The organism is Monashia sp. HAY1-11D, from assembly GCF_056868035.1.
In genome coordinates this window covers 78080-101290 of the sequence record NZ_CP200320.1, presented here as the reverse complement: position 1 = coordinate 101290, position 23211 = coordinate 78080, and the positions used below count along the sequence as shown (strand labels likewise).

Annotated in this window: 21 protein-coding genes; 10 read left to right on the top strand and 11 right to left on the bottom strand. The window is 66.9% G+C overall.

Translation table 11 applies throughout. The features are described 5' to 3' along the window. Positions 1 to 2 precede the first annotated feature (2 nt). Entirely contained in the window at positions 3 to 857 is an 855-nt protein-coding gene (locus tag AC1VM9_RS00445) for a bifunctional methylenetetrahydrofolate dehydrogenase/methenyltetrahydrofolate cyclohydrolase (RefSeq protein ID WP_481339463.1), read from the top strand. Positions 858 to 866: 9 nt separating this feature from the next. After that, positions 867 to 1187 carry a DUF3017 domain-containing protein gene (locus AC1VM9_RS00440; RefSeq protein WP_483120529.1) on the top strand — a complete coding sequence of 107 codons (321 nt, stop codon included), beginning with the start codon at positions 867 to 869 and terminating at the stop codon, positions 1185 to 1187. Between the two features lie 289 nt (positions 1188 to 1476). Here AC1VM9_RS00440 and AC1VM9_RS00435 read toward each other — a convergent pair whose 3' ends face one another. From AC1VM9_RS00435 to AC1VM9_RS00410, 6 genes are all read right to left on the bottom strand, one after another. Beyond that, the gene (locus AC1VM9_RS00435) at positions 1477 to 2466 is read right to left on the bottom strand and encodes a malate dehydrogenase (protein WP_483120527.1); all 990 of its coding nucleotides are present in this window, start codon (positions 2464 to 2466) and stop codon (positions 1477 to 1479) included. Between the two features lie 125 nt (positions 2467 to 2591). After that, a complete protein-coding gene (locus AC1VM9_RS00430) occupies positions 2592 to 3560 on the bottom strand; it encodes a rhamnan synthesis F family protein (protein ID WP_483120526.1) in 969 nt (322 codons plus the stop codon). 13 nt (positions 3561 to 3573) lie between these two features. Further along, positions 3574 to 4422: a hypothetical protein gene (locus tag AC1VM9_RS00425; RefSeq protein ID WP_483120524.1), complete on the bottom strand. Its 849-nt coding sequence runs from the start codon at positions 4420 to 4422 to the stop codon at positions 3574 to 3576. Then, on the bottom strand, positions 4419 to 5174 hold the full coding sequence (locus tag AC1VM9_RS00420) for a SatD family protein (protein WP_483120522.1): 756 nt from the start codon (positions 5172 to 5174) through the stop codon (positions 4419 to 4421). Before AC1VM9_RS00420 ends, AC1VM9_RS00425 begins: the two co-directional genes overlap by 4 nt. Before the next feature lie 34 nt (positions 5175 to 5208). After that, entirely contained in the window at positions 5209 to 7086 is a 1878-nt protein-coding gene (locus tag AC1VM9_RS00415) for a hypothetical protein (RefSeq protein WP_483120521.1), read from the bottom strand. Next, positions 7083 to 7367 carry a hypothetical protein gene (locus AC1VM9_RS00410; protein WP_481339479.1) on the bottom strand — a complete coding sequence of 95 codons (285 nt, stop codon included), beginning with the start codon at positions 7365 to 7367 and terminating at the stop codon, positions 7083 to 7085. The genes AC1VM9_RS00415 and AC1VM9_RS00410 overlap by 4 nt, the downstream gene beginning before the upstream one ends. A gap of 262 nt (positions 7368 to 7629) precedes the next feature. On the opposite strand from AC1VM9_RS00410, the gene AC1VM9_RS00405 reads away from it, so the two are divergent. Genes AC1VM9_RS00405 through AC1VM9_RS00370 form a run of 8 tightly spaced genes read left to right on the top strand, consistent with a single transcriptional unit; the run spans position 7630 to position 16625 of the window. Continuing rightward, positions 7630 to 9450: a polysaccharide biosynthesis protein gene (locus tag AC1VM9_RS00405; protein ID WP_483120518.1), complete on the top strand. Its 1821-nt coding sequence runs from the start codon at positions 7630 to 7632 to the stop codon at positions 9448 to 9450. After that, entirely contained in the window at positions 9447 to 10601 is a 1155-nt protein-coding gene (locus tag AC1VM9_RS00400) for a DegT/DnrJ/EryC1/StrS family aminotransferase (protein ID WP_483120516.1), read from the top strand. The genes AC1VM9_RS00405 and AC1VM9_RS00400 overlap by 4 nt, the downstream gene beginning before the upstream one ends. After that, the gene (locus AC1VM9_RS00395; protein ID WP_483120514.1) at positions 10598 to 11221 is read left to right on the top strand and encodes a sugar transferase; all 624 of its coding nucleotides are present in this window, start codon (positions 10598 to 10600) and stop codon (positions 11219 to 11221) included. Before AC1VM9_RS00400 ends, AC1VM9_RS00395 begins: the two co-directional genes overlap by 4 nt. Next, positions 11218 to 12453 carry a glycosyltransferase family 4 protein gene (locus tag AC1VM9_RS00390; protein WP_483120512.1) on the top strand — a complete coding sequence of 412 codons (1236 nt, stop codon included), beginning with the start codon at positions 11218 to 11220 and terminating at the stop codon, positions 12451 to 12453. Before AC1VM9_RS00395 ends, AC1VM9_RS00390 begins: the two co-directional genes overlap by 4 nt. After that, positions 12450 to 13511 carry a polysaccharide biosynthesis protein gene (locus AC1VM9_RS00385; RefSeq protein WP_483120511.1) on the top strand — a complete coding sequence of 354 codons (1062 nt, stop codon included), beginning with the start codon at positions 12450 to 12452 and terminating at the stop codon, positions 13509 to 13511. The genes AC1VM9_RS00390 and AC1VM9_RS00385 overlap by 4 nt, the downstream gene beginning before the upstream one ends. Beyond that, the gene (locus tag AC1VM9_RS00380) at positions 13508 to 14617 is read left to right on the top strand and encodes a polysaccharide biosynthesis C-terminal domain-containing protein (protein ID WP_483120509.1); all 1110 of its coding nucleotides are present in this window, start codon (positions 13508 to 13510) and stop codon (positions 14615 to 14617) included. The genes AC1VM9_RS00385 and AC1VM9_RS00380 overlap by 4 nt, the downstream gene beginning before the upstream one ends. Further along, a complete protein-coding gene (wecB, locus tag AC1VM9_RS00375) occupies positions 14611 to 15744 on the top strand; it encodes a non-hydrolyzing UDP-N-acetylglucosamine 2-epimerase (RefSeq protein ID WP_483120507.1) in 1134 nt (377 codons plus the stop codon). Before AC1VM9_RS00380 ends, wecB begins: the two co-directional genes overlap by 7 nt. Further along, positions 15741 to 16625, top strand: coding sequence for a glycosyltransferase family 2 protein (locus AC1VM9_RS00370; RefSeq protein WP_483120505.1), 885 nt, complete (start codon positions 15741 to 15743; stop codon positions 16623 to 16625). Before wecB ends, AC1VM9_RS00370 begins: the two co-directional genes overlap by 4 nt. Before the next feature lie 36 nt (positions 16626 to 16661). On the opposite strand, the gene AC1VM9_RS00365 is transcribed toward AC1VM9_RS00370, so the two are convergent. The 5 genes from AC1VM9_RS00365 to AC1VM9_RS00345 are packed head-to-tail and all read right to left on the bottom strand — an operon-like array spanning position 16662 to position 23174. Beyond that, positions 16662 to 17999: a lipopolysaccharide biosynthesis protein gene (locus AC1VM9_RS00365; RefSeq protein ID WP_483120503.1), complete on the bottom strand. Its 1338-nt coding sequence runs from the start codon at positions 17997 to 17999 to the stop codon at positions 16662 to 16664. Further along, entirely contained in the window at positions 17996 to 19306 is a 1311-nt protein-coding gene (locus AC1VM9_RS00360; protein ID WP_483120501.1) for a hypothetical protein, read from the bottom strand. The genes AC1VM9_RS00365 and AC1VM9_RS00360 overlap by 4 nt, the downstream gene beginning before the upstream one ends. Positions 19307 to 19310: 4 nt before the next feature. Continuing rightward, entirely contained in the window at positions 19311 to 20294 is a 984-nt protein-coding gene (locus tag AC1VM9_RS00355) for a Gfo/Idh/MocA family protein (RefSeq protein WP_483120499.1), read from the bottom strand. After that, positions 20294 to 21382, bottom strand: a complete 1089-nt coding sequence (locus AC1VM9_RS00350; RefSeq protein ID WP_483120497.1) for a DegT/DnrJ/EryC1/StrS family aminotransferase — start codon at positions 21380 to 21382, stop codon at positions 20294 to 20296. Before AC1VM9_RS00350 ends, AC1VM9_RS00355 begins: the two co-directional genes overlap by 1 nt. 49 nt (positions 21383 to 21431) lie before the next feature. After that, a complete protein-coding gene (locus AC1VM9_RS00345) occupies positions 21432 to 23174 on the bottom strand; it encodes a glycosyl hydrolase family 28-related protein (RefSeq protein WP_483120495.1) in 1743 nt (580 codons plus the stop codon). Positions 23175 to 23211: the final 37 nt, after the last annotated feature.

The window sequence follows — 23211 nt, the reverse complement described above, 5'->3', positions numbered from 1 at the left end:
CCGTGACGGCACGCATCCTCGACGGCAAGGCGACCCTCAAGACCATCAAGGCCGAGCTGGCCCAGCGGGTCGCACGGCTGGCCGAGCAGGGGGTCGTCCCCGGGCTCGGCACGGTTCTCGTCGGCGAGGACCCGGCGAGCCAGTGGTACGTCAACGCCAAGCACCGGGACTGCGCCGAGATCGGCATCACGAGCATCCGCCGCGACCTGCCGGCCTCCGCCACGCAGGCCGAGGTCGAGGCCGTCATCGACGAGCTCAACGCCGACGCGGCGTGCACCGGCTTCCTCGTCCAGCAGCCGACCGGCCTCGACGAGATGGCGCTGCTGTCGCGCGTCGACCCGCGCAAGGACGTCGACGGCCTGCACCCGACCAACCTCGGGTGGCTCGTCCTCGGCAAGCCGGCCCCGCTGCCGTGCACGCCGATGGGATGCATCGAGCTGCTGCGCCGCCACGACGTGCCGATCGCCGGCGCGAAGGTCGTCGTCGTCGGGCGCGGCCTCACCGTCGGTCGACCGCTCGGGCTGATCCTGACCCGCAGGAGCGAGAACGCCACCGTGACCCTGTGTCACACCGGCACCAAGGACCTCGCCGGGGAGGTGCGCCAGGCCGACATCGTCATCGCCGCCGCCGGCGTGCCCGGCATCGTCACGGCCGACATGGTCAAGCCGGGTGCCGCGGTGCTCGACGTCGGCGTGAGCCGGGTCGAGGGCAGGGTGGCCGGTGACGTCGCCCCCGACGTCGCGGAGGTGGCCGCTTGGATCAGCCCCAACCCGGGTGGCGTCGGCCCGATGACTCGCGCGCTCCTGCTGACGAACATCGTCACTGCCGCCGAGACGTCGGCCGCAGCGGGAGCCTGAGCCGCCCCGATGCAGTGGCGGGGTAGCGGGTTCGTCGTCCTCAGCTGGTGGTACCTCGTGGCCGCCGTCGCCGCTGCCGGCGTGCTGACGATGGGCTTCTACGACGTCCGGTGGGGTGGGCGGATCATGGCCGCGGCGTTCGGCGTGGGTGCCGTCATCCGCCTCGTCGCCCGGCCGGCGCGCAAGGCGGGCGGCCTCAACGTCCGCTCGCGCGCCTTCGATGTCATCGTCCTGCTGACGCTCGGCATCGGTGTGCTCATCGCGTCGGCCACCGTCAACGTCTCGACCGACGGCCCGACCCACACCACGGTCGACCGCACCACCCGCTGAGCCGACGCCTCCCGCGTTCTCGTCGGTCGAGGTGATTCCTCGCGGTCGGCCGCGACGTATCACCTCGACTGGGTCGTGGCCCGCGTCCGTCGAGGTGATGCCTCGCCGTCGGCCGCGACCGATCACGTCGACCGGGTCGTGGCCCGCGTCGGTCGAGGTGATTCCTCGCGGTCGGTCGCGACGTATCACCTCGACGCCGTCGCCTCCGCGAACCGCACGTGCCGGAAACGGCGACGGGCGCCGGTCACCCGCGGTGATCGGCGCCCGTCGCTGGCTGAGGCGAGCCGGCCTAGATGAGGCCGAGGCCCTTGACGGCGTCGCGCTCCTCAGCGAGCTCGGCCACCGAGGCGTCGATCTTGCCGCGCGAGAAGTCGTCGATGTCGAGGCCCTGGACGATCGACCAGCGGCCGTCCTGCACCGTGACGGGGAAGGAGGAGACGAGGCCCTCCTCGACACCGTAGGAGCCGTCCGAGCGGACCGCCATCGAGACCCAGTCACCGTCGGGCGTGCCCTGGACCCAGGTGCGCGCGTGGTCGATGGTCGCCGATGCCGCGGAGGCGGCCGAGGAGGCACCGCGCGCCTCGATGATGGCCGCGCCTCGCTTGGCGACGGTCGGGATGAAGGTGTTCTCGAGCCAGTCCTGGTCGCCCACGGCCTCGGCGGCGTTCTTGCCCGAGACCTCGGCGTGGAAGAGGTCGGGGTACTGGGTTGCCGAGTGGTTGCCCCAGATCGTCATCCTCGTGATCTCGGTGACCGGCACATCGAGCTTGGCGGCGAGCTGGCTGATGGCGCGGTTGTGGTCCAGGCGCGTCAGGGCCGAGAAGCGTTCGGTGGGGATGTCGGGGGCGTTGCTCATGGCGATGAGCGCGTTGGTGTTGGCCGGGTTGCCGGTGACGGTGACGCGGATGTCGTCCGCCGCGACCTCGTTCAGGGCCTTGCCCTGCGGGGCGAAGATGCCGCCGTTGGCCTCGAGGAGGTCGCCGCGCTCCATGCCTGGACCGCGGGGGCGGGCCCCGACGAGGAGGGCGTGGTTGACGCCGTCGAAGACCTTCGTGGCGTCGTCGCCGATCTCGACCTTGGCGAGCGTCGGGAAGGCGCAGTCGTCCAGCTCCATGACGACACCCTCGAGCGCCTTGAGCGCCGGCGTGATCTCGAGCAGTCGCAGCTCGACCGGGGTGTCGGGACCGAGGAGCGCACCGCTCGCGATGCGGAACAAGAGGCTGTAGCCGATCTGGCCGGCGGCGCCGGTGACGGCGACCTTGACAGGGGTTGTGCTCACGTGAGGGCCCTTCACATCGGTGTGGCGCTTGGACGCTCCGACGCTACCAGCGTGCGCGGCGCACCCCCTCGCCGCCTGCGTGCGGCCTTGGTCACCGAGCCGTGCAGGCGCGCGGCTCGATGGGTTCAGTCGGCCAGGTCGGCGGCCGGCAGCCGGGAGGCCGCGCGTTCCTGCTCCCACGCGCGGCGGGCCGACTCGCGGTACCAGTCCGGAACGGGTGCTGCGGTGCGGGCCCGCGCCCGGACGACAAACCCGTCGCACTCGTGGATCGACCGGTCCTGAAGCGCGGGGAGGACGCAGAAGGCGCGCTCGAGGGCGTGGGCTAGCGTGCCGTCCTTGGGTGTCGGCTCGCGAACGTAGGCCCGGGTGGGCTCAGCGAGGAGGGGGGCGATGGCGTCGAGCCGGGCCCAGAACATCGTTCCCGCGAAGAACCCGAGCTCCTCGGGTCGGTCCAGGTGACCGAGCGCCTCGACGGAGACGTGGGGCGCCAGCAGCCGGCGGACCGTGGTGGCGTTGCCGCTCCAGTAGGTGGAGAGCGGGAAGTAGGTGCCGCTCGGGCCGACGACGCCGGTGTCGGGACGCCGCAGGATCCGCAGGATGTCCTCGACCGTCTGCTCCTCGGCCGGGAGCAGCTGCTCGAGCATCGTGTCGCGCCAGGTGTCGCCGGAGTCGGAGTGCAGTGAGCGCTTGGCGTGGATCTTGAGGACCCCGACGTAGCCGAGGCGTTGCAGGGCAGCGGCGACGAGGGTGAACGGCAGGACATCGCGTCCACGGTTGGGCACGACGAGGCAGCGGGCTCCGGGGTAGCGCGCCCGGATCGTCGCCGCCAGCGACCCGTGACCGCTCGGGAGCGTGACGAACAGGTCGACACGTCCGGAGCCCACCCTGTCGAGGTAGGTCACGAGCCCTGGCCACAGCTCGGGGTAGTAGAGGTGCAGCGCGATGGCCAGGTCGTGCCGGCGCCCTCGCCACAGCCTGGTCCGCGCGCGGCTCAGGGCGGCGTCGCGCACGTCGGGCAGGTCGGCGCGCAGTCGGGTCAGGCGGGATCGCATCCTGCGGGCGACTCGGCGTGCTCGTCGTGGGGTGGGGACCATGCGGGCCAGTGTGTCAGTGTGCGAAGGCGAGGGTCGTCAGGGCGATGAGCCAGCTGACGAAGCTACCGACGAGGAAGTACTCGGTGACGTCGTCGATGCCGGCCGGTCCGCCGCCGTAGCTGCCCCCGGGACCGGAGGTGCGCGCCGCGGCCTGGACCTCCGGGAAGCGGAGCAGGCCCTTGGCGGCGATGACGATGCCGGCGGCGCCCAGCTCGCCGGCGAGCCCCAGACCGAGGATGACGAGTCGCTCCATGGGCCCGAGGAGGCGACCGCCCTTGAGACGGTCGGCCGGGCCGATCGACGGGCCGGCCGACCCACCTGCCGTCGGAGCACCACCGGGTACCCCGACGGGCACGGAGGCGGCCGCGGACCCCTGGGCCGTGCGGGCGCCGGGAGGGAGGGCGCCGATGACGACGAGGACGAGGCGCACGATGACGTTGGCCGTGGCGACGTTGAAGGACACGAGGCCGGCGATGAGCAGGACGCGGGCGGGTGAGTGGGACGTGCCGCCCGGCAGGTCGGCCCAGTGCAGCCACGTCTCGAGGAGCCCGCCCGGTCGGCTGGCCGCTCCGGAGAAGAGGAGCAGCCCCACGACGACGGCGCCGAAGACGGTGAGCGCGGCGAGCGAACGGCGTCCGGTGAGCTGGGCGTGGTGCGACAGCTGCATCCAGGCGGCGCACGCCACGAGGGCGAGGGCGAGAGCGACGACGTCCGGCCACGAGCGCAGGCCCGCGACGACCGCCACGACGAGGACGACCAGCGGGCCGGCGACGTGCGCTACGAGCCGTGAGTGCCGCCATGACGAGGAGCGCACGAGGTCGGCGACGCCGAGCCCGACGAGGACGACCGACAGCCAGGTCACGACAGCCGCCCCAGCACCGCCATGGCGTCGAGGGCCACGCCGACGCCGTCGCGCCGCACCCGCTGCGACACGGCGGACGGGCTGACGCCGAGCCGCGCGGCGACGTCGAGCTGGCTCTGGCCGTCCATGAGTCCTCCGAGGATGTCGCGGGTCGTCGTCGACATGGAGCCAACCACGAAGTCCAGACAGTCGAGGGCGGCGCGCAGCGCCGTCGCCGTGTCAGCGGTGTCCGACGCGTCCGACGCGTCCGACGCGTCGGCCTCCGACGCGTCGGCAGCGTCCGTCGTGCCGGCGGCCGCCGCGGTCGCGCCGGCACCGCGGGCTCGTCCTGGGGCCGGGCCGGGGGAGTAGGCGGTGCGCGCCGTGCGCGACTGCGGACGGCTCGCGCGCTCCTCGATCTCGACGATGGCGTCGCGGGCGGCCCAGTAGCCGGGGCCGTCGTGGACACCACGCACCGGGTCGAGCGTCGAGACGGCTCCCCGGCCGAGTCCGAAGCGGACGTCGGCGTCGGGGTGCAACCGGGCGCGCACGCGAAAGCTGGCCGTGAGGGCGTCCCCGAGCGTGGCGAAGACGCCCTGGAACTCGTCGCCCAGCGTGATGACGAGCGGGTCGAGCGGCGTGACCGCTCGGTTCGCGGACGCGATTGCCTCCTCGATGGAGTCGTGGAGCCGCTGCCGGTCGGGGTGCAGCCGGGAGTCGACGATGTCGCCGATGAGGACGACAGGTGAAGATTCAGCCTTCATCGAGCCCATATGAAGATCATAACTTCTTTTATGACCGATGAAGCTATTGGCTGCATTGTTGCGGAGGCCCGGTTTTTCGAGGTCGGTACACCATGACGGTCTCCGCCAGGTGGGCGCCCGCGGAGGACGCACGCACACGAGGAAACTCGCCCGCTGGCTCGTAATCCCGTTCCAGGGCCAGCCCGGCTGCTGCCAATACCCGCACCGAGACCGCCCTGGGAGCCGAGGGTGACACGAGTAGAAGAGCGTTCCGAACGCTGCACCGGTCGTTCTCGATGGCGAGCCGCGCGGCCGGCTCGCTCCCGCGGTACCCGCCGATGATCCATCCTTCGCCTACAGCTCGGGCGCCCAGGATGAAGATCGAACCTGGAGAGTCACCGGTGAGATCCAGCACGCGAGTCTGCTCGTCGATGTGGAGCCGTTGGGCAAGGGCTCCGAGCGCCGTCACGGCTTGGTGATCTTCGCCCGTCAGGCGGATCGTGCCCCCTCCGACTCGAGTCTCGATCGTGGCGGTAGAAAGAGGCGCGTAACGGTACGGAGCGGCGGCCGCGGTAACCAGTGTGGCAATGAGCAGCGTGGTTGCGGCGATCGTGGGCGCCACCCATACCAAGCGCAGGCGTCCTGTGCCGAAGAATCGGACGAGCAGGACGCCGAGCGCGAGGAGCCAGAAGCAGGCGGCGCGACCCTGAGCGGCCCACAGATTCACGTTGGTGCCGAAAGCGTAGGCAGGGGGCATGCACAGCAGCGCCCCGACCGTCGTGACCTGGAGGCGGTCAATGCGGCCCAGCAAGGGCACCAAGCCTGTTCGGGTGCGGTCTCGCGAGAAGAGTGACCACGTCACAACGGCGACCGCCCCGATGCCCGTGGCTGTGGCGAGCAGCAGGTTGGACGCGGCATCGGTCGCCGCGAGCGGCGTGCTGGCGGGCCGCTGCTCCCAGCGCCACACCAGGGAGTACGCGATCACCCCGAGGCCGGCCATCAGAGTCAGGAAGGCGAATCCTTCTCCGAGGTGGCGTCTCCAGCTCTTGGGGGACAGGCGGGTGGCTCGGGTGGCGACATATACGGCTCCGAGAGCGACGGCCACAGCGAGAAGCAGGAGGACCAGCGTCAGCGGCTGTCCAAGGAACGGGTCGCGCCTCACGAGGCTGTCATGGCCGCCCAGAGCCTGGGAGGTGGCGAATCCGGCAGACAGCACTCGAGCGAGTTCGGACGGCGACAAGCCGTACATGATCAACGTGATGCCAGCGGAAGCGCAGGTGGCGAGAGGAGCGATCCACAGCGACCGTCGCGATGGTCCCGGGAACGCGAGAATGCAGCCGACGACTATGGCCGAGAGGGCGGCGGCCGTTGTCGGTTTGCCCATGAAGGTCAGCCAGCCGCCGACACCCAGGAGGGCCGCTCCCAGCGATCGGGGCGTCCCATCGCGTGTCCCCACGACCACAAGCCCAGTCATGGCGACGGCGAGGCCTTGTAGAGCAAGAGCGTTGTACCCGGGTGTCATGGGCATCTGCGCCACCGTGGCCAAGGTTGTGGCACCCAGTCCTGCGCTCGCTCCGGCCCGCAGGAGGCGGGGCAGCCTACGGTTGCCGGTCAGAGCCGGTGTGCCGAGAACCACCCAGGCGAGTGACGCCACTGCAAGAAAGGAGAGCCCCATGCCGATCCACCGAAGCAGGACGACGTCCCCGCCTACGAGAACGTAGAGGGGGTGATAGACGTAGCCGAACAGCAGCATGGTGGAGCGATCATCAGCGGGATGGCTGATGGTGTTGAGATAGAAGCCTTCGTCCGTGAGGTCCAGACCACGCGTGGCCAACCACGCCGCCCGGCCGGCGGCGACAATTGCCGCAGTTGTCAGCCCGAGCGAAAGTGCGACGGGACAGGAGTAACGCGCAGGGCGAGAGCCGAGACTCAGCCCGCTCAACGGACCAACACCGCGCGGCCCTGGGGATCGCGAACCGCGTTCTCCACGTCGCCGGTCGCCCCCTCGATGTCGAGGTGGGCCCGGTACTCACCGGTGAGCCATTCGCACTTCGCACCTGCGATGAGGGCACCAACCGCCGGCGCGAGCCAGAGGGCCCCCAGCTGGGTGAGGCAGAACCTACCCAGGTCTTCGACGGCGAGTCGCGAGCGCAGTTTGCGGGTGTGCATCGTGCTCCTCCAGCGGACCTCGACGTCGGAATCCCCGCGCGCGGACGGGGTCATCGCAGGGTAGTGCCGGCCAGTCCGCGGCAGGGAGAAGGCCAGGTGCCGGTCGGGCCGCTGCATTGCTTCGTCCAGATGTCCGAATCGTGTAGAAGAAGGTAAATTCGCCGTTTGTACTGTTCGCGCAGGTAGCATGGGCTCGCGTCGAATGACCGCTTTCGGCTGACCCGCTCCAGGTCAGTCGGGTGGCGTCGCCCCGAAAGGAGCGGCCCGACGCCTTTCGGGGACTGCAGGGAACCAGGGGTACCAGGGTGATGAGACGGTGACGGCGAAGACTCGCAGGGCCCGCTGGGTTCGACTGGCCTGGGCGGGTGTCGACGCCGTCCTCTGGGTCGTCATGATCTTCGTCGCCCTGTGGATCCGCCTCGACTTCAGCCTCAACAACCCCTTCGTCCAGGGCGCGGCCTGGTTCGCGCTCGCGGCCATGGTCGGACAGCTGGTCCTCGGCTACGTCGTCGGGCCGTACTCGATCAGCCACCTGCTCGGCTCGTTCGAGGAGGTCGTCGAGCTGACCACGACGACCGCCGTCGTCGGCGCGCTGCTGTTCCTCGTCGGCCTCCTCGTGGAGCCGCCGGTGGTCCCGCGTGGCGTGCCGCTGACCGCCGCGGCGCTGGCGCTCGCGGCCATGTTCGCGCTGCGGTTCGTCGTGCGGACGGTTCGCTCGCACCGCGCCACGCAGTCGGTCGCGGAGCGCAAGGCGATCGTCTTCGGCGCCGGCGAGGCCGGTCGCCGGCTCGTGCGCAGCATGAAGTACGACGACGCGAGCGGCTTCGTCCCCGTTGCCCTGCTCGACGACGACAAGGGCAAGCACCGCCTGCGCCTCGAGGGTGTCCGAGTGCGGGGGACACGATCCGACCTCACCGAGGTCGCCGAGCGCTTCGACGCCGACACGCTCGTCGTCGCCCTGCCGAACGCCGAGGCCGCCACCCTGCGCGACCTCGCCGCCCGCGCCGCCGACGCCGGGCTCGAGGTCGTGAGCCTCCCGCCGCTCAAGGACATCATCGGTGGGCGTCCCACCTCGCACGACCTGCGCGACCTCGACGTCGCCGACCTGCTCGGCAGGCGCCCCGTCGAGCTCGACACCACCGCGATCGCCGAGCAGATCTCCGGTCGACGCATCCTCGTCACCGGTGCCGGTGGGTCTATCGGCTCCGAGCTGTGCCGGCAGATCGCCCGGTTCGGCCCGGCGCGCCTCTTCATGCTCGACCGCGACGAGTCCGGTCTGCAGGCAACCCAGATGAGCCTCTCCGGGCACGGCCTGCTCGACTCCGACGACCTCGTCCTGGCCGACATCCGCGACACCGCCGCCCTCGCGGAGGCCTTCGACCGGACCCGGCCCGAGGTCGTGTTCCACGCCGCCGCCCTCAAGCACCTGCCGCTGCTCGAGGCCCACCCGCTCGAGGCCTGGAAGAGCAACGTCGTCGGTACCCTCAACGTCCTCACAGCGGCCGAGCGCGTCGGGGTCTCGACGTTCGTCAACATCTCCACCGACAAGGCCGCCAACCCCACGTGCGTTCTCGGCTACAGCAAGCGTCTTGCCGAGCGCCTCACCGCCGACTTCGCCCGGCGAGCCGACGGCCGCTACGTGTCGGTGCGGTTCGGCAACGTGCTCGGCTCCCGCGGATCGGTCGTCCACGCGTTCACGGCCCAGATCGAGATGGGCGGCCCGGTGACGGTGACCCACCCAGAGGTGCGCCGCTACTTCATGCTCATCCCCGAGGCCTGCCAGCTCGTCCTCGAGGCCGCCTCGATCGGCACCGACGGCGAGGTCATGGTCCTCGAGATGGGCGAGCAGGTGAAGATCCTCGAGGTGGCCCAGACGCTCATCCGGATGAGCGGGCGCCGCGACGTCGAGGTCGTCTTCACCGGCCTGCGACCGGGCGAGAAGCTCGGCGAGGAGCTGTTCTCCCCGACGGAGGAGCGGCACCCGACCAACCACGCGCTCGTCGACAGCGTCGGCGTCCCACCGATCAGCGTCGAGGAGGTCCGGGCGGCCACGTTCGCCGGGATCACGGACGGCCGCGACTGGATGCGGGGCGAAGCGCTCGTCAGCCACGCCGAGGTAGGAGTGAGTCAGTCATGACCCGAATCCATCTGTCCAAGGCCGACGTCGGCGAGGCGGAGGAGCGGTACGTCCTCGACGCGCTGCGTTCCGGGTGGATCGCGCCGCTCGGTCCGCACGTCGACGCCTTCGAGGCCGAGGTCGCCGCCCGTTGCGGGGTGGCCGGGGCCCTCGCCCTGTCCTCCGGCACCGCGGCGCTGCACCTGGCCCTGCTCGACGCCGGTGCGGGCCCCGGCACCGTGGTCCCGGTGTCGACGCTGACCTTCGCGGCGTCCGTCAACGCCGTCGCCTACACCGGCGCCGAGCCCGTGCTCGTCGACGCGGAGGAGTCCGACGGCAACCTCGACGTCGACCTCGTCCTCGACGCCGTCGACACCCTCCGCGCCGAGGGCGCCGTCGTGCCCGCCGTGGTCGCCGTCGACCTGTTCGGTCGGTGCGTCGACTACGGCCGTCTCGAGCCCGGGCTCGCCGAGCGCGGGGTCCACCTCGTCGAGGACGCGGCGGAGGCGCTCGGCGCCTTCCACGGCGGGCGCGGTGCGGGGTCCTTCGGGCGCAGCGCGGCCCTGTCGTTCAACGGCAACAAGATCCTCACGACCTCCGGCGGCGGCATGCTGCTCAGCGACGACGAGGAGCTCCTCGCGCGGGCCCGGTACCTGTCGACGCAGGCGCGCCACCCCGTGCCGTGGTACGAGCACAGCGAGGTCGGCTTCAACTACCGGATGTCGAACATCCTCGCGGCGCTCGGGCGCGGCCAGCTCGAGCGGCTCGACGACATGATCGCCCGGCGCCGCGAGATCCGTGACCTCTACGACAAGCACTTGTCGGGCATCTCGGGCATCCGGGTCCTCGGTCGCAGCGGCGCCGACCGCGACCACGACGACAACTGCTGGCTCACGACCATCGCCGTGGACGGTCCCGGCGCCCGCCGCGACGAGGGCGAGACCGTCGCCGACGGCCTCGTCGCGGCCCTCAACGCCGCCGACATCGAGGCCCGCCACGTGTGGAAGCCGATGCACTTGCAGCCGCTGCACCGCGGCCAGCGGGCCTTCCTCACCGGTGCGTCCGAGCGGCTCTTCGAGCGCGGCGTCACGCTGCCGTCCGGCGTCGGTCTCAGCGACGCCGACGTGCTGCGCGTCATCGACGCCGTGACGGCCCACCTGGAGGGCCGGTGAGGCGTCGCGTCCTCAAGCGCACCGTCGACCTGCTCGTCGCGGTGCCGCTGCTCGTCCTCACCCTGCCCGTCCAGGCCGTCGTCGCCGTGCTGGTGCGGCGAGGTCTGGGGTCGCCGGTCCTGTTCCGGCAGCAGCGGCCGGGACGGGACGGGCGCCCGTTCACCCTGGTCAAGTTCCGCACGATGCTCGACGTCAACCCCCAGCTCGGTCTCGTCGACGACGCCAACCGGATGACCGACCTCGGACGCGTTCTGCGGGCCACGAGCCTCGACGAGCTGCCGACCCTGTGGAACGTCGTCCGCGGTGACATGTCGCTCGTCGGTCCCCGGCCCCTGCTCATGCACTACCTCCCGCTGTACTCGCCGGTGCAGGCGCGCCGGCACGAGGTTCGCCCGGGCCTGACGGGACTGGCCCAGGTCCGCGGACGCAACGCCCTCTCCTGGGAGGAGAAGCTCCGCCTCGACGTCGAGTACGTCGACCGCAGCTCGTTTCTCCTCGACGCCAGAATCCTGTTGGCAACTGCAGCGACAGTCGTTCGTCGTGAGGGCATCAGCGCACCCGGTACGGTGACGATGCCAGAGTTCCAAGGCTCTGGAATGGAAGGGCGTGGAGCGGCGTGAGGGTTGCATACGTCTCTCAGTGGTTCCCGCCGGAACCCGCCCACATCGCTCTTCAGATCGCTGAGGGTCTGCAAGAGCGGGGACATGAGGTGACGGTAGTCACCGGCTTCCCGAACTACCCCCATGGACGGATCTACTCCGGATACAAGCAGCGCTTCGGTTCGAGGGAAACGGTTCGCGGCATGCACGTGCACCGCACCCCCCTGATCGCGAACCACGGCTCCTCAGTCGTGGGTCGGTTGGCTAACTACGGGAGCTTCGCCGCCTCTGCATCCTTGGCGGCACGGAAGGTCGTCAGACCGGATGTCTGGCTGACCTACTCCTCACCGGCCCTTGCCGGCATCCCAGCCCTGGTCAACGGCATACGTCGTGCACCGCGCGCCATGATTCTTCAAGACCTGTGGCCGGACTCCATCACAGAGAGCAGCCTGCTGCCCGCGTCGTTGCAACGCGTCGTCGACGCGACGGTCGGCCCGGTCTCGCGGACCACATATCGCGACGCGGCCGCGATCGGGGTCATCTCCCCGGGTATGCGAGAGGTCCTGGCAGAGCGCGGCGTCCGGCCCGACCGAATTCACTACACGCCCAACTGGGTGGAGGAGGCACCCTCCACGGCCACCTGCGACGATGTCGCTGCGCTCCGCCGCACCCTGCAGCTTCCCGAGGGCCCGCGCATCTTCATGTACGCCGGCAACCTCGGTGACTTCCAGGCGCTCGACCTTCTGATCCGCGGCTTCGCGGGCGTGACGGGCGCCCATTTGGTCCTCATCGGCAGCGGTTCGAGCGAGACCGGGCTTCGCTCCTTGGCCGAGGCGATTCCGGCTCCGAACGTGCAGTTCGTCGAGCGTCAGTCGCAGGCTGCGCTTGAACGCTACGTAGCCGCAAGCGATGTGCAGGTCGTGTCGCTGGCCGACCGGCCGCTCATGAGAGTGACGATGCCGAGCAAGGTGCAGGCATGCCTGGCAACGGGCAAGCCGATCCTGGCCCACGCGGTCGGTGATGCCGCGTCCCTGATCCGGGAGGCCGACGCAGGAGTGGCGGTGGCACCCGGTTCTGCCGAGGTCGGCGAGATCCTCAAGTCCTTCGTCACGATGCCGGCTGAGGAGCTCGCGAGGCTCGGGAGGAATGCGCGTTCAGCGTTCGAGGCCGAGTTCTCCCGCGAGGTCGGTATCACGCGCGTCGAGCGGATGCTGATGGCCGCCGTGGAATCTTCAAAGGAAAGTAGACGATGAGTTCAAACAGCCACCCCCGAGCGGGCACTGCCGACCCCTTCTCGGGCGCCAGCGTGATGATCACCGGAGGGACGGGTTCCTTCGGTTCCACCATGGTGCGGCACCTCCTCGGGCGCGATGTCGCCGCCATCCATGTGCTCTCACGGGACGAGGCGAAGCAGGACGAGATGCGTCGGCGCGTCGACGACGCTCGCCTCAAGCTCTTCGTCGGCGACGTGCGCGATCTCGACAGCGTCCGGGCCGCAACGGTGGGCGTCGACTTCGTGTTCCACGCGGCTGCATTGAAGCAGGTCCCTTCGTGCGAGTTCTTTCCCGAGCAAGCTGTCAAGACGAATGTCATCGGTAGTCGGAATGTCATTGAGGCGGCGGCGGCGTCCGGGGTCCGGAGTGTTGTTTGCCTCAGCACGGACAAGGCGGTTTACCCGGTCAACGCGATGGGCATGTCCAAGGCGTTGATGGAGAAGACGGCACAGGCGTTCGCAAGAAACCACCCCGGGTCCTCCACCACGGTGTCGGTGACCCGGTACGGCAATGTCATGTACAGCCGAGGCTCGGTGATCCCGCTCTTCGTGCAGCAGGTCCTTGAGAGCCGACCTCTCACCGTTACCGAGCCGAGCATGACCAGGTTCCTGATGTCGCTGGAGGAGTCCGTTGACCTCGTCCAGCACGCATTCCTGTACGCAGAACCCGGCGACCTCTTCGTGCGCAAGGCGCCCGCGACGACGGTGGAGACTTTGGCGCGTGCCGTTGCCGAGGTGCTTGGGGAGGCCTCACCGAGCATCACCCGTCTTGGGGTACGGCACGGCGAGAAGATGCACGAGACGTTGTTGAGCCGCGAGGAGATCGCCAAAGCTCAAGACCAAGGAGACTACTTCCGGGTGCCCCTCGACGCGCGTTCGTTGCAGTACGAGCTCTACTTCGAGGAGGGTGAGGACCTGCCGGCTCGCCTGGAGGACTATACAAGCGAGAACACCGATCGACTCGACGTTGAGGGCACGAAACAACTTCTGCTCCGCCTCCCAGAGTTCGAGCGGTTGATGGCTGGTGCCTCAGCGTGAAGGTCGTCGTCACAGGTAGTGATGGATTCCTCGGGTGGCACCTTCGTGTCCGCGCCCGGGCACAAGGCATCCACGAGGTGCTCCCTGTCTCGCGTGCGAACTGGGATGATCTGCCTGGGCTCCTTGGCACTGCTGACGCAGTCATCCATCTCGCTGGTGTCAATCGTGGAGATCCTTCGGACGTCGAAATGGGCAACCTCGAACTGGCCCGCGCTCTCGCGCGAGCGGTCGAGGCAGACGGCAAACCGCGCCGCATCGTTTTCGCGAACTCGATCCAGAGCGGCAACGGGACGCCCTACGGAACCGGCAAGGCCGCCGCCGCGGACCTCCTCCGAACCGCCGCCGATCGCACCGGCGGCGCGTTCATCGACGTGCAGCTCCCAAATCTCTTCGGGGAGCACGGACGCGCCAACTACAACTCTTTCGTGGCGACGTTCGTGGACCTCGTGGCCACGGGAGGAAGGCCCGACCTCATCGACCGCCCGGTACCGCTCCTGCACGTCCAAGCCGCCGCCGCGACGCTGCTGGATGCCCTGGCTAGCCCTTCAGGCGTGCTGTCGCCACCCGCGACCGAGGCCTCGGTGAGGCAGGTGTGGGACCTGCTCTGCACGTTCTCACGGACATATGCCAACGGCGACATCCCGCGGTTGACCTCCCGGCTTGAGATCGACCTCTTCAACACGCTGCGGGCCAGGCTGTTTCCGGCGCGATATCCGATCGCACCCACCACCCATGCGGACGACCGAGGACGACTCGTGGAGATGGTGCGGTCGCATGGCGGGGAGGGGCAGACGTTCGTCTCGACGACAGGCCCCGGCGTAACTCGCGGCGAGCACTTCCACCTCCGCAAGTTCGAACGCTTCGTCGTCGTCTCAGGGCATGCGAGGATCAGCCTTCGACGCGTGCTCGCGGACGAGGTCGTGCACTTCGATGTGTCCGGAGATCGGCCGTCGATCATCGACATGCCGACGATGTGGGCACACAACATCACCAACATCGGTGACGAGGAACTCGTAACCCTCTTCTGGACCAACGAGCTCTTCGACGCCGCGGACCCTGACACGTACCGGGAGCCGGTGCTCCTCGAAAAGGTTGATGCATGCTGAAGGTGATGACGATCGTCGGGACGAGGCCGGAATTGATCCGGCTCTCCCAGGTGATCAAGCGTCTGGACGAGACCCTTGAGCACGTCCTCGTTCACACCGGTCAGAACTACGATTACACGCTGAACGAGGTCTTCTTCCGAGACCTCGGGCTTCGTGAGCCTGACTACATGCTCGGGGTTGACACCAGCTCGCTGGGGCGAGTGCTGGGCGAGACGCTCATCAAGACCGAGGAAGTCTTGGTCGCAGAGCGACCTGACGCGGTTGTGGTGCTCGGCGACACGAACAGCTGCGTAGCGGCGATCATGGCCAAGCGCATGCGAATTCCCGTGTACCACATGGAAGCTGGTAACCGCTGCTTCGATGAGAACGTGCCAGAGGAGACGAACCGACGGCTCGTGGATCATGTCGCGGACTTCAACCTTGTCTACACCGAACACGCTCGCCGAAACCTCTTGGCAGAGGGTCTGCACCCTAGGAGGATTCTTCTCACTGGCTCACCGATGCGCGAGGTCCTGAACTCCTACAGGAGCCAGATCGAGTCTTCGACCGTGCTGGACCGGCTTGGCTTGGGTCGTGGCGAGTACTTCTTGGTCAGTGCGCATCGCGAGGAGAATGTGGACTCCCCAGAGCGTCTCTCTGCCCTCTTGGACTGCCTTGTGGCCGTGAGAAATCGATGGGGGCTACCTGTTCTTGTCTCGACGCACCCGCGCACGCGCAAGCGTCTCGAGGCGCTAGGCGGCTGGGATCAGCGAGAGGGCGTCATCTTTCACGAGCCGTTCGGGTTCCATGACTACAACCATCTGCAACTAAGGGCTGCTTGCGTGCTTTCGGACTCCGGGACCATCGCCGAGGAGTCGACGCTCCTGGGCTTTCCAGCAGTGACCCTGCGCGACTCGATCGAACGTCCCGAGGCGCTCGACACCGGTGGAATCGTCATGACGGGGCTATGCCCCGACAACGTTCTGGAGGCCGTTGATCTCGTGCGAGCTGGTCTTATGGCTCGCGGCGAACCACACCGTGCGCCGGAGGACTACGCAATCAACGATGCGTCGGACCGGACCGTGCGGTTCATCGTCTCAACGGCGCGCCGGCACGCAGCGTGGGCCGGAATCAGGGGTATTAGGTGAAGGTTTCGATTCTCTCGGCCGTGCACAACGAGGAAGAGCACCTGCCGGCAATGATCGAGAGCGTGAAGTGCCAGTCGCACGCAGACTGGGAGCTGCTACTGGTGGACGACGGCTCTACAGACGGGACCGGAGGAGTCATTGCCGATGCCGCGGCCGGCGACGCGCGCGTCAAAGGGGTTCGTGGAGGCGCCAAGGTCGGGAAGGTGGCCGCGTTCAACGCCGCATATCGAGCGGCATCAGGCGACATCGTTGTTCTGCTTGCCGGCGACGACCTGCTGCCACAGGATTCGCTGCGTATCCGCGTCAACGCAATCCAGGGTAGCGAGTCCGAGGCCTTGGTCGTGGCCCGGTTCAAGATGCGCACCCTGTCGGCAGATCCAAAAATGGATGGCATCATCCTGCCCCGTGGCGAGAAGACAAGTACGTCCGGTGGGGTCATAGCACTGTCTCGAAAGCTGGCGGACCTCGTATTCCCCGTCCCGGAAGACTTGATATCGGAGGACATCTGGATTGGCGAAGCGGCTATGGGCGTCGCGACCACGGTGGTCGATGTGCCTCAGGTCGTCCTCCTCTATCGCATCCACGAAGGTAATTCCAACCCGCGTCACAAGGGCTTCGAGCAGATGTCGGCAGCGATGGCGCGCCGGCATCTGGCCTGGGCGAGGCTCGTAGACTCTCCGCTTCCGCTGAGCCAAGACGCCAGGGACAGGCTGCGCCGCCTGGCGAAGCTCGAGCGACTTCGGTTGCGCGGGCGGACGTGGCAGATCGCCATGAGTCGTGGACCCAACGTCGTCGAGAAGATGGCCTTCTGCTCGATGTCATCGAGCCGTCTGTACTCCATCAGAACCAGGTTCTACATGTTCTTCTCAGGCCGCCGCTGAGCGACGTGGCTGGCTGGCTCGCCGCAGCCGACTGCCTCACTGTTGGCCTTGGGCCGCGGATGAACTCAAGGATGAACCGTCCCTAGGTGCGTCCTGACTGACCTGCCCGGAAGCAAGCTTCCTGATCAGAGTCCGTGACTGGACCCAGCTGATCGAGTAGCTGAGGGCCATGAGCGAACTCGCGAGCAACAGTGTTGACGTCAGTCCCCAGCCCAGTCGGTACCCGCACACGAAGGCAGCCGTGACGCCGGACAGTCGCATGCAGTCCACAAGGAGCAGCACGAGCTTTCTGTCCATGAGAATCATCGTCTGAGCCACTGGGACGGCGATGAGTTGGGCGGCGACGCCGATCATGAGCACTCTGGCGTAGTCGCCACTGATCTCCCACTGGGGGCCAAGGAGGAGGGCGAAGCCCCACGGACCTGCGACACCGATCGCGATTCCGAACGCAGCCGCCGCAAGCGCGCTGGTCCTGCTGGTCCTTCGGAAGATGGCTGTTGCTGCACCGCCGCGCTCCCGAATGTCGTGGCCCAACTGGCTGACGAAGACCTGCCCAGCCGACATGGCGAAGACCGCCAAGGGAAGGCTAAGCACCCGCGTCGCCATGCTGAGTCTGCCGGTTTCCTCCCCGGTGAAGAATGCAGAGCATAAGAGCACCGGCGCCTGAACGCTCAAGGTGCTGACGAGGCCCTGTGGCGCCAAGACTGCGGGATAGGTCCAATAGGCCCTGATGATTCTTCCTCGCAGGATGTCCTGCCCAAAGCGGTTGGTCGAGAACGCCTGCCTCAGCTCCTGTGCGCAGGCGAGAACTGCCACGACGTATGCGAGGGCCAGGCCGGCGACCAGCCCGCCCACCCCACTCCTGAGACTCGCTAGCGAGAGTTGCAGCAGCGGCGGGAGGCCCGTGATGATCAGTGTGCGCAGAGCCACACGTCCGAAACGTTGCTGACGAATAGCCAACTGGTTGCAGACCATCACGCAGCCGAGCGCCGCCGACAGACCGGCAATTGACCAAACCGAATTCGCCAGGGAGAAACTGTCTGGTGTTGCCAGCGTCGAACCTGCCCACACCAGTAGGGCCGCGGCCGCCGCGGCACAGAAACCGTAGACGACCGAGCACCTCACGATGCGGAGGGCCTCGACTTCTGTCGACGCGGCGTTCACGGCCAGATCTAGACGGAGGGTGACCAGCACGCCAACCACAGCGGAAACCGAGTAGATGACGCTGTACTCCCCGAACTCCTGCGCAGGGTAGGCCCTGGCAATTCCTGGGATGGCTAAGCCGGCGACCCCCTGGGCCGCCAAGTTCGCAACGCTCAAGAGGGCGAGTGCCGATGCGCCACCTCGACCCAGAAACCGAACCCAGCGGCTCATGCGCGGACTCGTTCAACATATTGCACGGAGGTTTGTAAGTCGGAACCGTCCCCTTCGCCCTGCTGACGCGTTCCGAGCCACATCATGAAGGCGTAGGCAACGAAACCTTGATTCAGGACTGTCAGCGGCGAGCCTGCGATCCATGCACCTGATGAGACGGCAATCCCGGCGAGTCCCAAGCATTGAAGGTAGTTGAGATGCGACCGCGCCTTCTCGTAGATTTTCCGCGAAAAAGCGACGTAGCAAACGGCAATGATTATAGTGATCAGTACCGAGAGGGGGAGCTCGAAGTTATAGTTAAGACTTCCCCAGAGGGAAGGCGGTGCGGTGCCCCGCCGAGAGCCATACATTGTCTCGAAAACCCGGTTGGAGAGGTCGCTGCCCCTGACGCCGGGGAGAATTCCTGCCAGTTCGGCTCCCCAATCGCTTCCCCACGCTGTAGGCATCGACTCGGTGTAATGGAAGGCGGCCAGCCCAGACATGGGATTTTCCAGCACGACGCGACTCGCCATGCCCTCCGCCAAGATGCCCATCTTGTCCATGACATCCGCGGACTGTTGCAACTCTTGGGCCTGGCGCTGGAGCGCAGTGGTCAGGACGGCAAAGGCCGCGAAGGCGCCTCCTCCGATACCTATTGCCCGTCGAGCGCTTAACGCTCCAGAAATGCGTGCCGCCACCAAGAGAACAATGATGGCGATCATCGTCGGGGCTCTCTGTCCTGTCCCGGCGAGAGCCACAACCGCGACGGATGCAAGGACTGCAGAGATCGGAAGTCGGAAGGCCGCCTTGATATGCCAGAGCCGATGGATGATTGCCACCGTCAACACCGGCAGCATCGCGTTCTTGAACTGATTGGCATAACCAGGCAGAAAGGACTGATCGCCAGCGTACGAGGCCAGCCGCGCTGAGGCTGCATCATATCCATCGCTTGCCAGCGAATCGATGAAGGTCACATGCCCAACTGCCTTGTAGTAGGCGGCCGTCACGACTAGGCAAAAAATATACGCAACAACAACCGGCTTTGTGATTCTGAGACTCGAGACTTGGGGCGCTGCCGCCGGAAGGGGCCTACGGGAAACCCTCATCAGGGCAATCGCGACGGTCAGCACAGACGTCAGGAGGAGAACCATGAAGGCGTATTTTTCGTCCACAGGGTCCGCAGGATTACAAACCAGCACGGTGCCGACGAGTGCGACTGCGTTGAAGAAGACCAATAGGCTGTCAGGCCTCGTGAGGCTGCCGCTTCTCCGTGTCAATGCAAGAAATGCCACAAAGATCGGCGCATAAAGGAACAGGAGCCAGGTCATGCCATCAACGCTGGAGAGTTGGTCTGCTAGCGGACTCGATCATCTCCGTTGCGACTGCCACGGTCTTCAGCCCCTGCCTGAGCTCTACGATGTCACGGCTCAGCCCCATGACAGCGTCGCGAAAGGCCTCGTGCTCCACCCGTAATGGTTCGGGCTTGGGGATTGCGTACCGGATCATGTCGCCTTCGGAGACGCCTCGAAACTGAGCTATGTCGTCCCGGACGACAGGAATCGATCCATTGGCGAAGAATGTGAGGTCCGCGGTGAGGGTGTCCGCGACGAAGGCGCCGCGCTCGCCGGTCACGGTCGTGACTCGCTCCTTCATGGGTGAAAGCCAGTTGACCAGGTGGTTGGTCACGGTCCCGTCGCGGAGTACTCCGGTCGCGGCGACAAGGTCCTCATATGCCCGGCCACTACGGAAAGCCGTGTTAGCTCTTACAGATTCATAATCCTGCTGGGTGACCCACGCGGTCAGGTCAATATCATGAGTAGCAAGGTCCATGATGACGCCGACGTCCGCGATCCGCGCGGGGAAAGGTCCCTGTCTTCGGGTGGTCACCTGATAGACCCGCCCCAGCTCGCCTGCTTCGATCCGGGTGCGGGCGCTCTGCAGCGCTGGGTTGTAGCGTTCGATGTGTCCGACAGCGCCGATCAGGCCGGCGCTCTCAAAGGCCGAGGCAAGTCGCTCGGCCCCGTCGACATCGGGGGCGAGCGGCTTCTCGATGAGCGCATGCACACCTGCGGACGCCAAGGCCATACCCATCTCTTCGTGATAGATGGTGGGAACCGCCACCACGCAGTAGTCGACGCCCGTCCGGATGATGTCGTCGATGCCTGCGAGCACCGGACGGCCCCGAGCGGCGCCATGCGGGTCACCGCACGGGTCCGCGACAGCGACGAGGTCAACTCCGTCCAATGAGCCGAGGACCCGGGCATGGTGTCGACCCATCATCCCAAGCCCGATGAGACCTGCGCGCAGCCGGGCCATTAGACACCAGCCCTCACGAGAGAGTTGACTGCCACGATGACGCGCTCGAGGTCATCTTGGGACAGGGAAGGGTGCACGGGAAGGGAGAGACATTCGGCCGCTGCCTTCTCTGTCTCGGGTAGGTCCACGTCGGCGTCGAACGGTCGTAGGCGATGGTTGGGCACCGGATAGAACATTCCCGAGCCCACTTGATGCTCGTCCTTCAGCGCCGCTGCGAAGCCATTCCGATCGTCGGGAACACGCACGGTGTACTGGTGGAAGACATGGACCGCCCCCTCGGCTACTGCGGGGGTGATCACGCCCTCGAGGTTCTCGGTCAAGAAGGAGGCGTTGCGCCGCCGCTGCTCGTTCCAGGCGTCCACCTTGGCCAGCTGCGCCCGCCCGATCGCCGCATGGATGTCCGTCATGCGGTTGTTCAGACCAACGACTTCATTGTGGTATTGCCTTTCCATTCCTTGGTTTCGGTAGAGGCGCAAGAGGCGCTCGATGTCGTGGTCCGCCACCGAGACCATGCCCCCCTCACCGGAGGTCATGTTCTTTGTGGGGTAGAGCGAGAACATGCCGAAGGCTCCGAAGGCGCCCACCGGCGTTCCGTTCAGCGAGGCACCGTGTGCTTGGGCCGCGTCCTCGAACACCTGGATACCGTGCCGTTCGGCCACCTTCAGCATCCGGTCCATCTTGGCCGGGTGCCCGTACAGGTGAACCGGCATGACCCCCACGGTGCGCTCGGTGATCGCCGCCTCGGCGGCCGCAGGGGAGAGGCAGAAGTCGTCGGCATCGATGTCGGCAAAGACCGGAGTTGCTCCGGTGAGCGCAACTGAGTTGGCGGTGGCAGCGAACGTGAAGGAGGGAACGATGACCTCGTCGCCGGGACCGACTCCGCAAGCGAGCAGGCCTAGGTGTTGCCCGGAAGTCCCGGAGTTGACAGCTACGCACGCCCGTCCCAAGGAAAAGTGCTCGGCGAACTCGCGCTCGAAGGCTGCCACCTCGGGGCCTTGCGCGAGCATCCCGGAACGCATCACCCGATCGACGGCCTGACGCTCCTCCTCGCCGATGATCGGCTTGGCCGGGGGGATGAAGGGTTGCATGGTTCTCCTGCGCTGGTACGGACATTGATAGGTGGTGAGTGTGAATGGGTCAACTGAGGGCGACCCAGGCGTCACGCGCCGTGCCCGTTGACACCCACAACGTGGTCCCAGGTCCGCCATTGCGCTGCGTATAGCGCACACCCACTTCGCCCGGTGCTACGATACCTTTCGGTGAATTGACGGATGCAACATCACCAGTCACTGAGTCGATGTCTGACCATACAAAGATGGGTGGGCGATCTTGAACAAAGAAGTTGGATCCATCCGCGTGGAGGCGCTTCAGGTGTTGCGCGCCGGAAGCCCGAGCCGTGTATGGATATGAGAGGCCGGTGAAGCTGTTCCCCGTGAGGACAGCCGACTGCACGCCGGCGAGGATGATGCCGTAGTAGCCAGGCGCGTCCTGTTGTATTTCGTTTCCCCGTATGTGCAACTGCGCATCCTGCATCCCCGCAGAGAATGTGAGGCCGTGGTTCACTCGGTTCGAGATCTTGTTGTTCGATATTGAGAGTCGCCCGAAAGAGTTGTCGACCCGGACCGCGCCAGAGGTCGCCAGCGGGCTGACATCTCGCCCCGTGATGATGTTGTCCGTAAAAGTCAGCTCAGTCGCGTACGTAGCAGTGAATGCGGTGCCACAGCCGTCAATCACGTTGTCCGCAACCACGACTCGACGCGCCACAGACGTAGCTGAGCCAAAGACCGCGATGCCGTTGGAGGGCTGGGTCGCGGTACCGCCTGGGTTTGAAATGATGTTCCCAGAGATGACGGCCCGCGGATTGCTGTTCGCGTTTGCCAAGTACGATGGAGCATACGTGATGGCCCCCTCGTTTGGAGTGTTCCTGTCTCCGATCGCGCCGTCGCAGATGACATTATCGCTGCAAACGAAGTTGGCGACGCTCTTTGCAGATACGGCTGCGCAGCCGCACCCCTCGAAGTAGTTGCCTACCACTCTCACTCCGCTTGCGGCGGGGTAAGTGTGGAGCGGCGATATGGTATTTCCCCCGAGGTTCTGGCCGTAGCCCCAGAACCAGTTTCCAAGCGCCTCGAAAGTGGCCCCGGACCCCGTCCCTCCGCCGAGTCCCGGCGCAAAGAACACACCGCCCGGGGCACCTCCTGCCAAGGCAGGTGTCATCGTTCCGGTCGCCCGATTGAAATTGAAGGAAAGATGTCCGCGAGTTCCTGGTTCAGCGTTGACCACGGCAACTATCGCGGTGTAGTGGCCAGGAGTCCCGTCGTGCTCGGCCTGCTCGCTGAAGGAGCATGAAGTGATGGACACGTGGCCACCGAAGTCGCGCGCATAGACGGCTGCTTTGACGGAATTGACGATCCCAACGCCGTCGAGAATGATTGCTTTACCGCTTTGGACGGCTCCGGCCACCAGTGTGGTGCGTCCGGTCTGCTGCGCCTTGTTGCCGTCCAGTACGCCGCCGCGAATCCGCAGGAACGTGGACGCGAAGCCGAGCATGTAGTCGTCGGGTCCCGCGGGTAGGTGGCGCAACCTGGCTCCGACGCCGAGCAACAGGTCAGACGGCTTGGTGATGGTCACGTTGTTGAGCAGGTAAGTACCGGCTGGAAAGTACACGAGGTCCCCGGCGGCTGCGTTGATTGCCCGCTGGACGGCCGCAGTGTCGTCCGTGCTGCCGTCGCCCAAGGCGCCGAAGTCGCGCACGTTGATCCCAGCAGGAGTCGAAGGCGCGGCTTGCGCAGCACCTGCACCGGCCGTCGCGAAGAGCGCCGCGCCGGCTCCCGCCAGCCCGGCCCGGCCGAGCCACTGTCGCCTTGCGTAGTCCGTCATTACTGCACCCCCTGCACGACCGTTATATCCCACTCAT

Excerpts from the sequence above, each read along its gene's own strand:
- AC1VM9_RS00440 (WP_483120529.1), top strand. The coding sequence starts at position 867 with ATGCAGTGGCGGGGTAGCGGGTTCGTCGTCCTCAGCTGGTGGTACCTC.
- AC1VM9_RS00430 (WP_483120526.1), bottom strand. The coding sequence starts at position 3,560 with ATGGTCCCCACCCCACGACGAGCACGCCGAGTCGCCCGCAGGATGCGA.
- AC1VM9_RS00420 (WP_483120522.1), bottom strand. The coding sequence starts at position 5,174 with ATGGGCTCGATGAAGGCTGAATCTTCACCTGTCGTCCTCATCGGCGAC.
- AC1VM9_RS00410 (WP_481339479.1), bottom strand. The coding sequence starts at position 7,367 with ATGACCCCGTCCGCGCGCGGGGATTCCGACGTCGAGGTCCGCTGGAGG.
- AC1VM9_RS00400 (WP_483120516.1), top strand. The coding sequence starts at position 9,447 with ATGACCCGAATCCATCTGTCCAAGGCCGACGTCGGCGAGGCGGAGGAG.
- AC1VM9_RS00385 (WP_483120511.1), top strand. The coding sequence starts at position 12,450 with ATGAGTTCAAACAGCCACCCCCGAGCGGGCACTGCCGACCCCTTCTCG.
- wecB (WP_483120507.1), top strand. The coding sequence starts at position 14,611 with ATGCTGAAGGTGATGACGATCGTCGGGACGAGGCCGGAATTGATCCGG.
- AC1VM9_RS00365 (WP_483120503.1), bottom strand. The coding sequence starts at position 17,999 with ATGAGCCGCTGGGTTCGGTTTCTGGGTCGAGGTGGCGCATCGGCACTC.
- AC1VM9_RS00360 (WP_483120501.1), bottom strand. The coding sequence starts at position 19,306 with ATGACCTGGCTCCTGTTCCTTTATGCGCCGATCTTTGTGGCATTTCTT.
- AC1VM9_RS00355 (WP_483120499.1), bottom strand. The coding sequence starts at position 20,294 with ATGGCCCGGCTGCGCGCAGGTCTCATCGGGCTTGGGATGATGGGTCGA.
- AC1VM9_RS00350 (WP_483120497.1), bottom strand. The coding sequence starts at position 21,382 with ATGCAACCCTTCATCCCCCCGGCCAAGCCGATCATCGGCGAGGAGGAG.
- AC1VM9_RS00345 (WP_483120495.1), bottom strand. The coding sequence starts at position 23,174 with ATGACGGACTACGCAAGGCGACAGTGGCTCGGCCGGGCCGGGCTGGCG.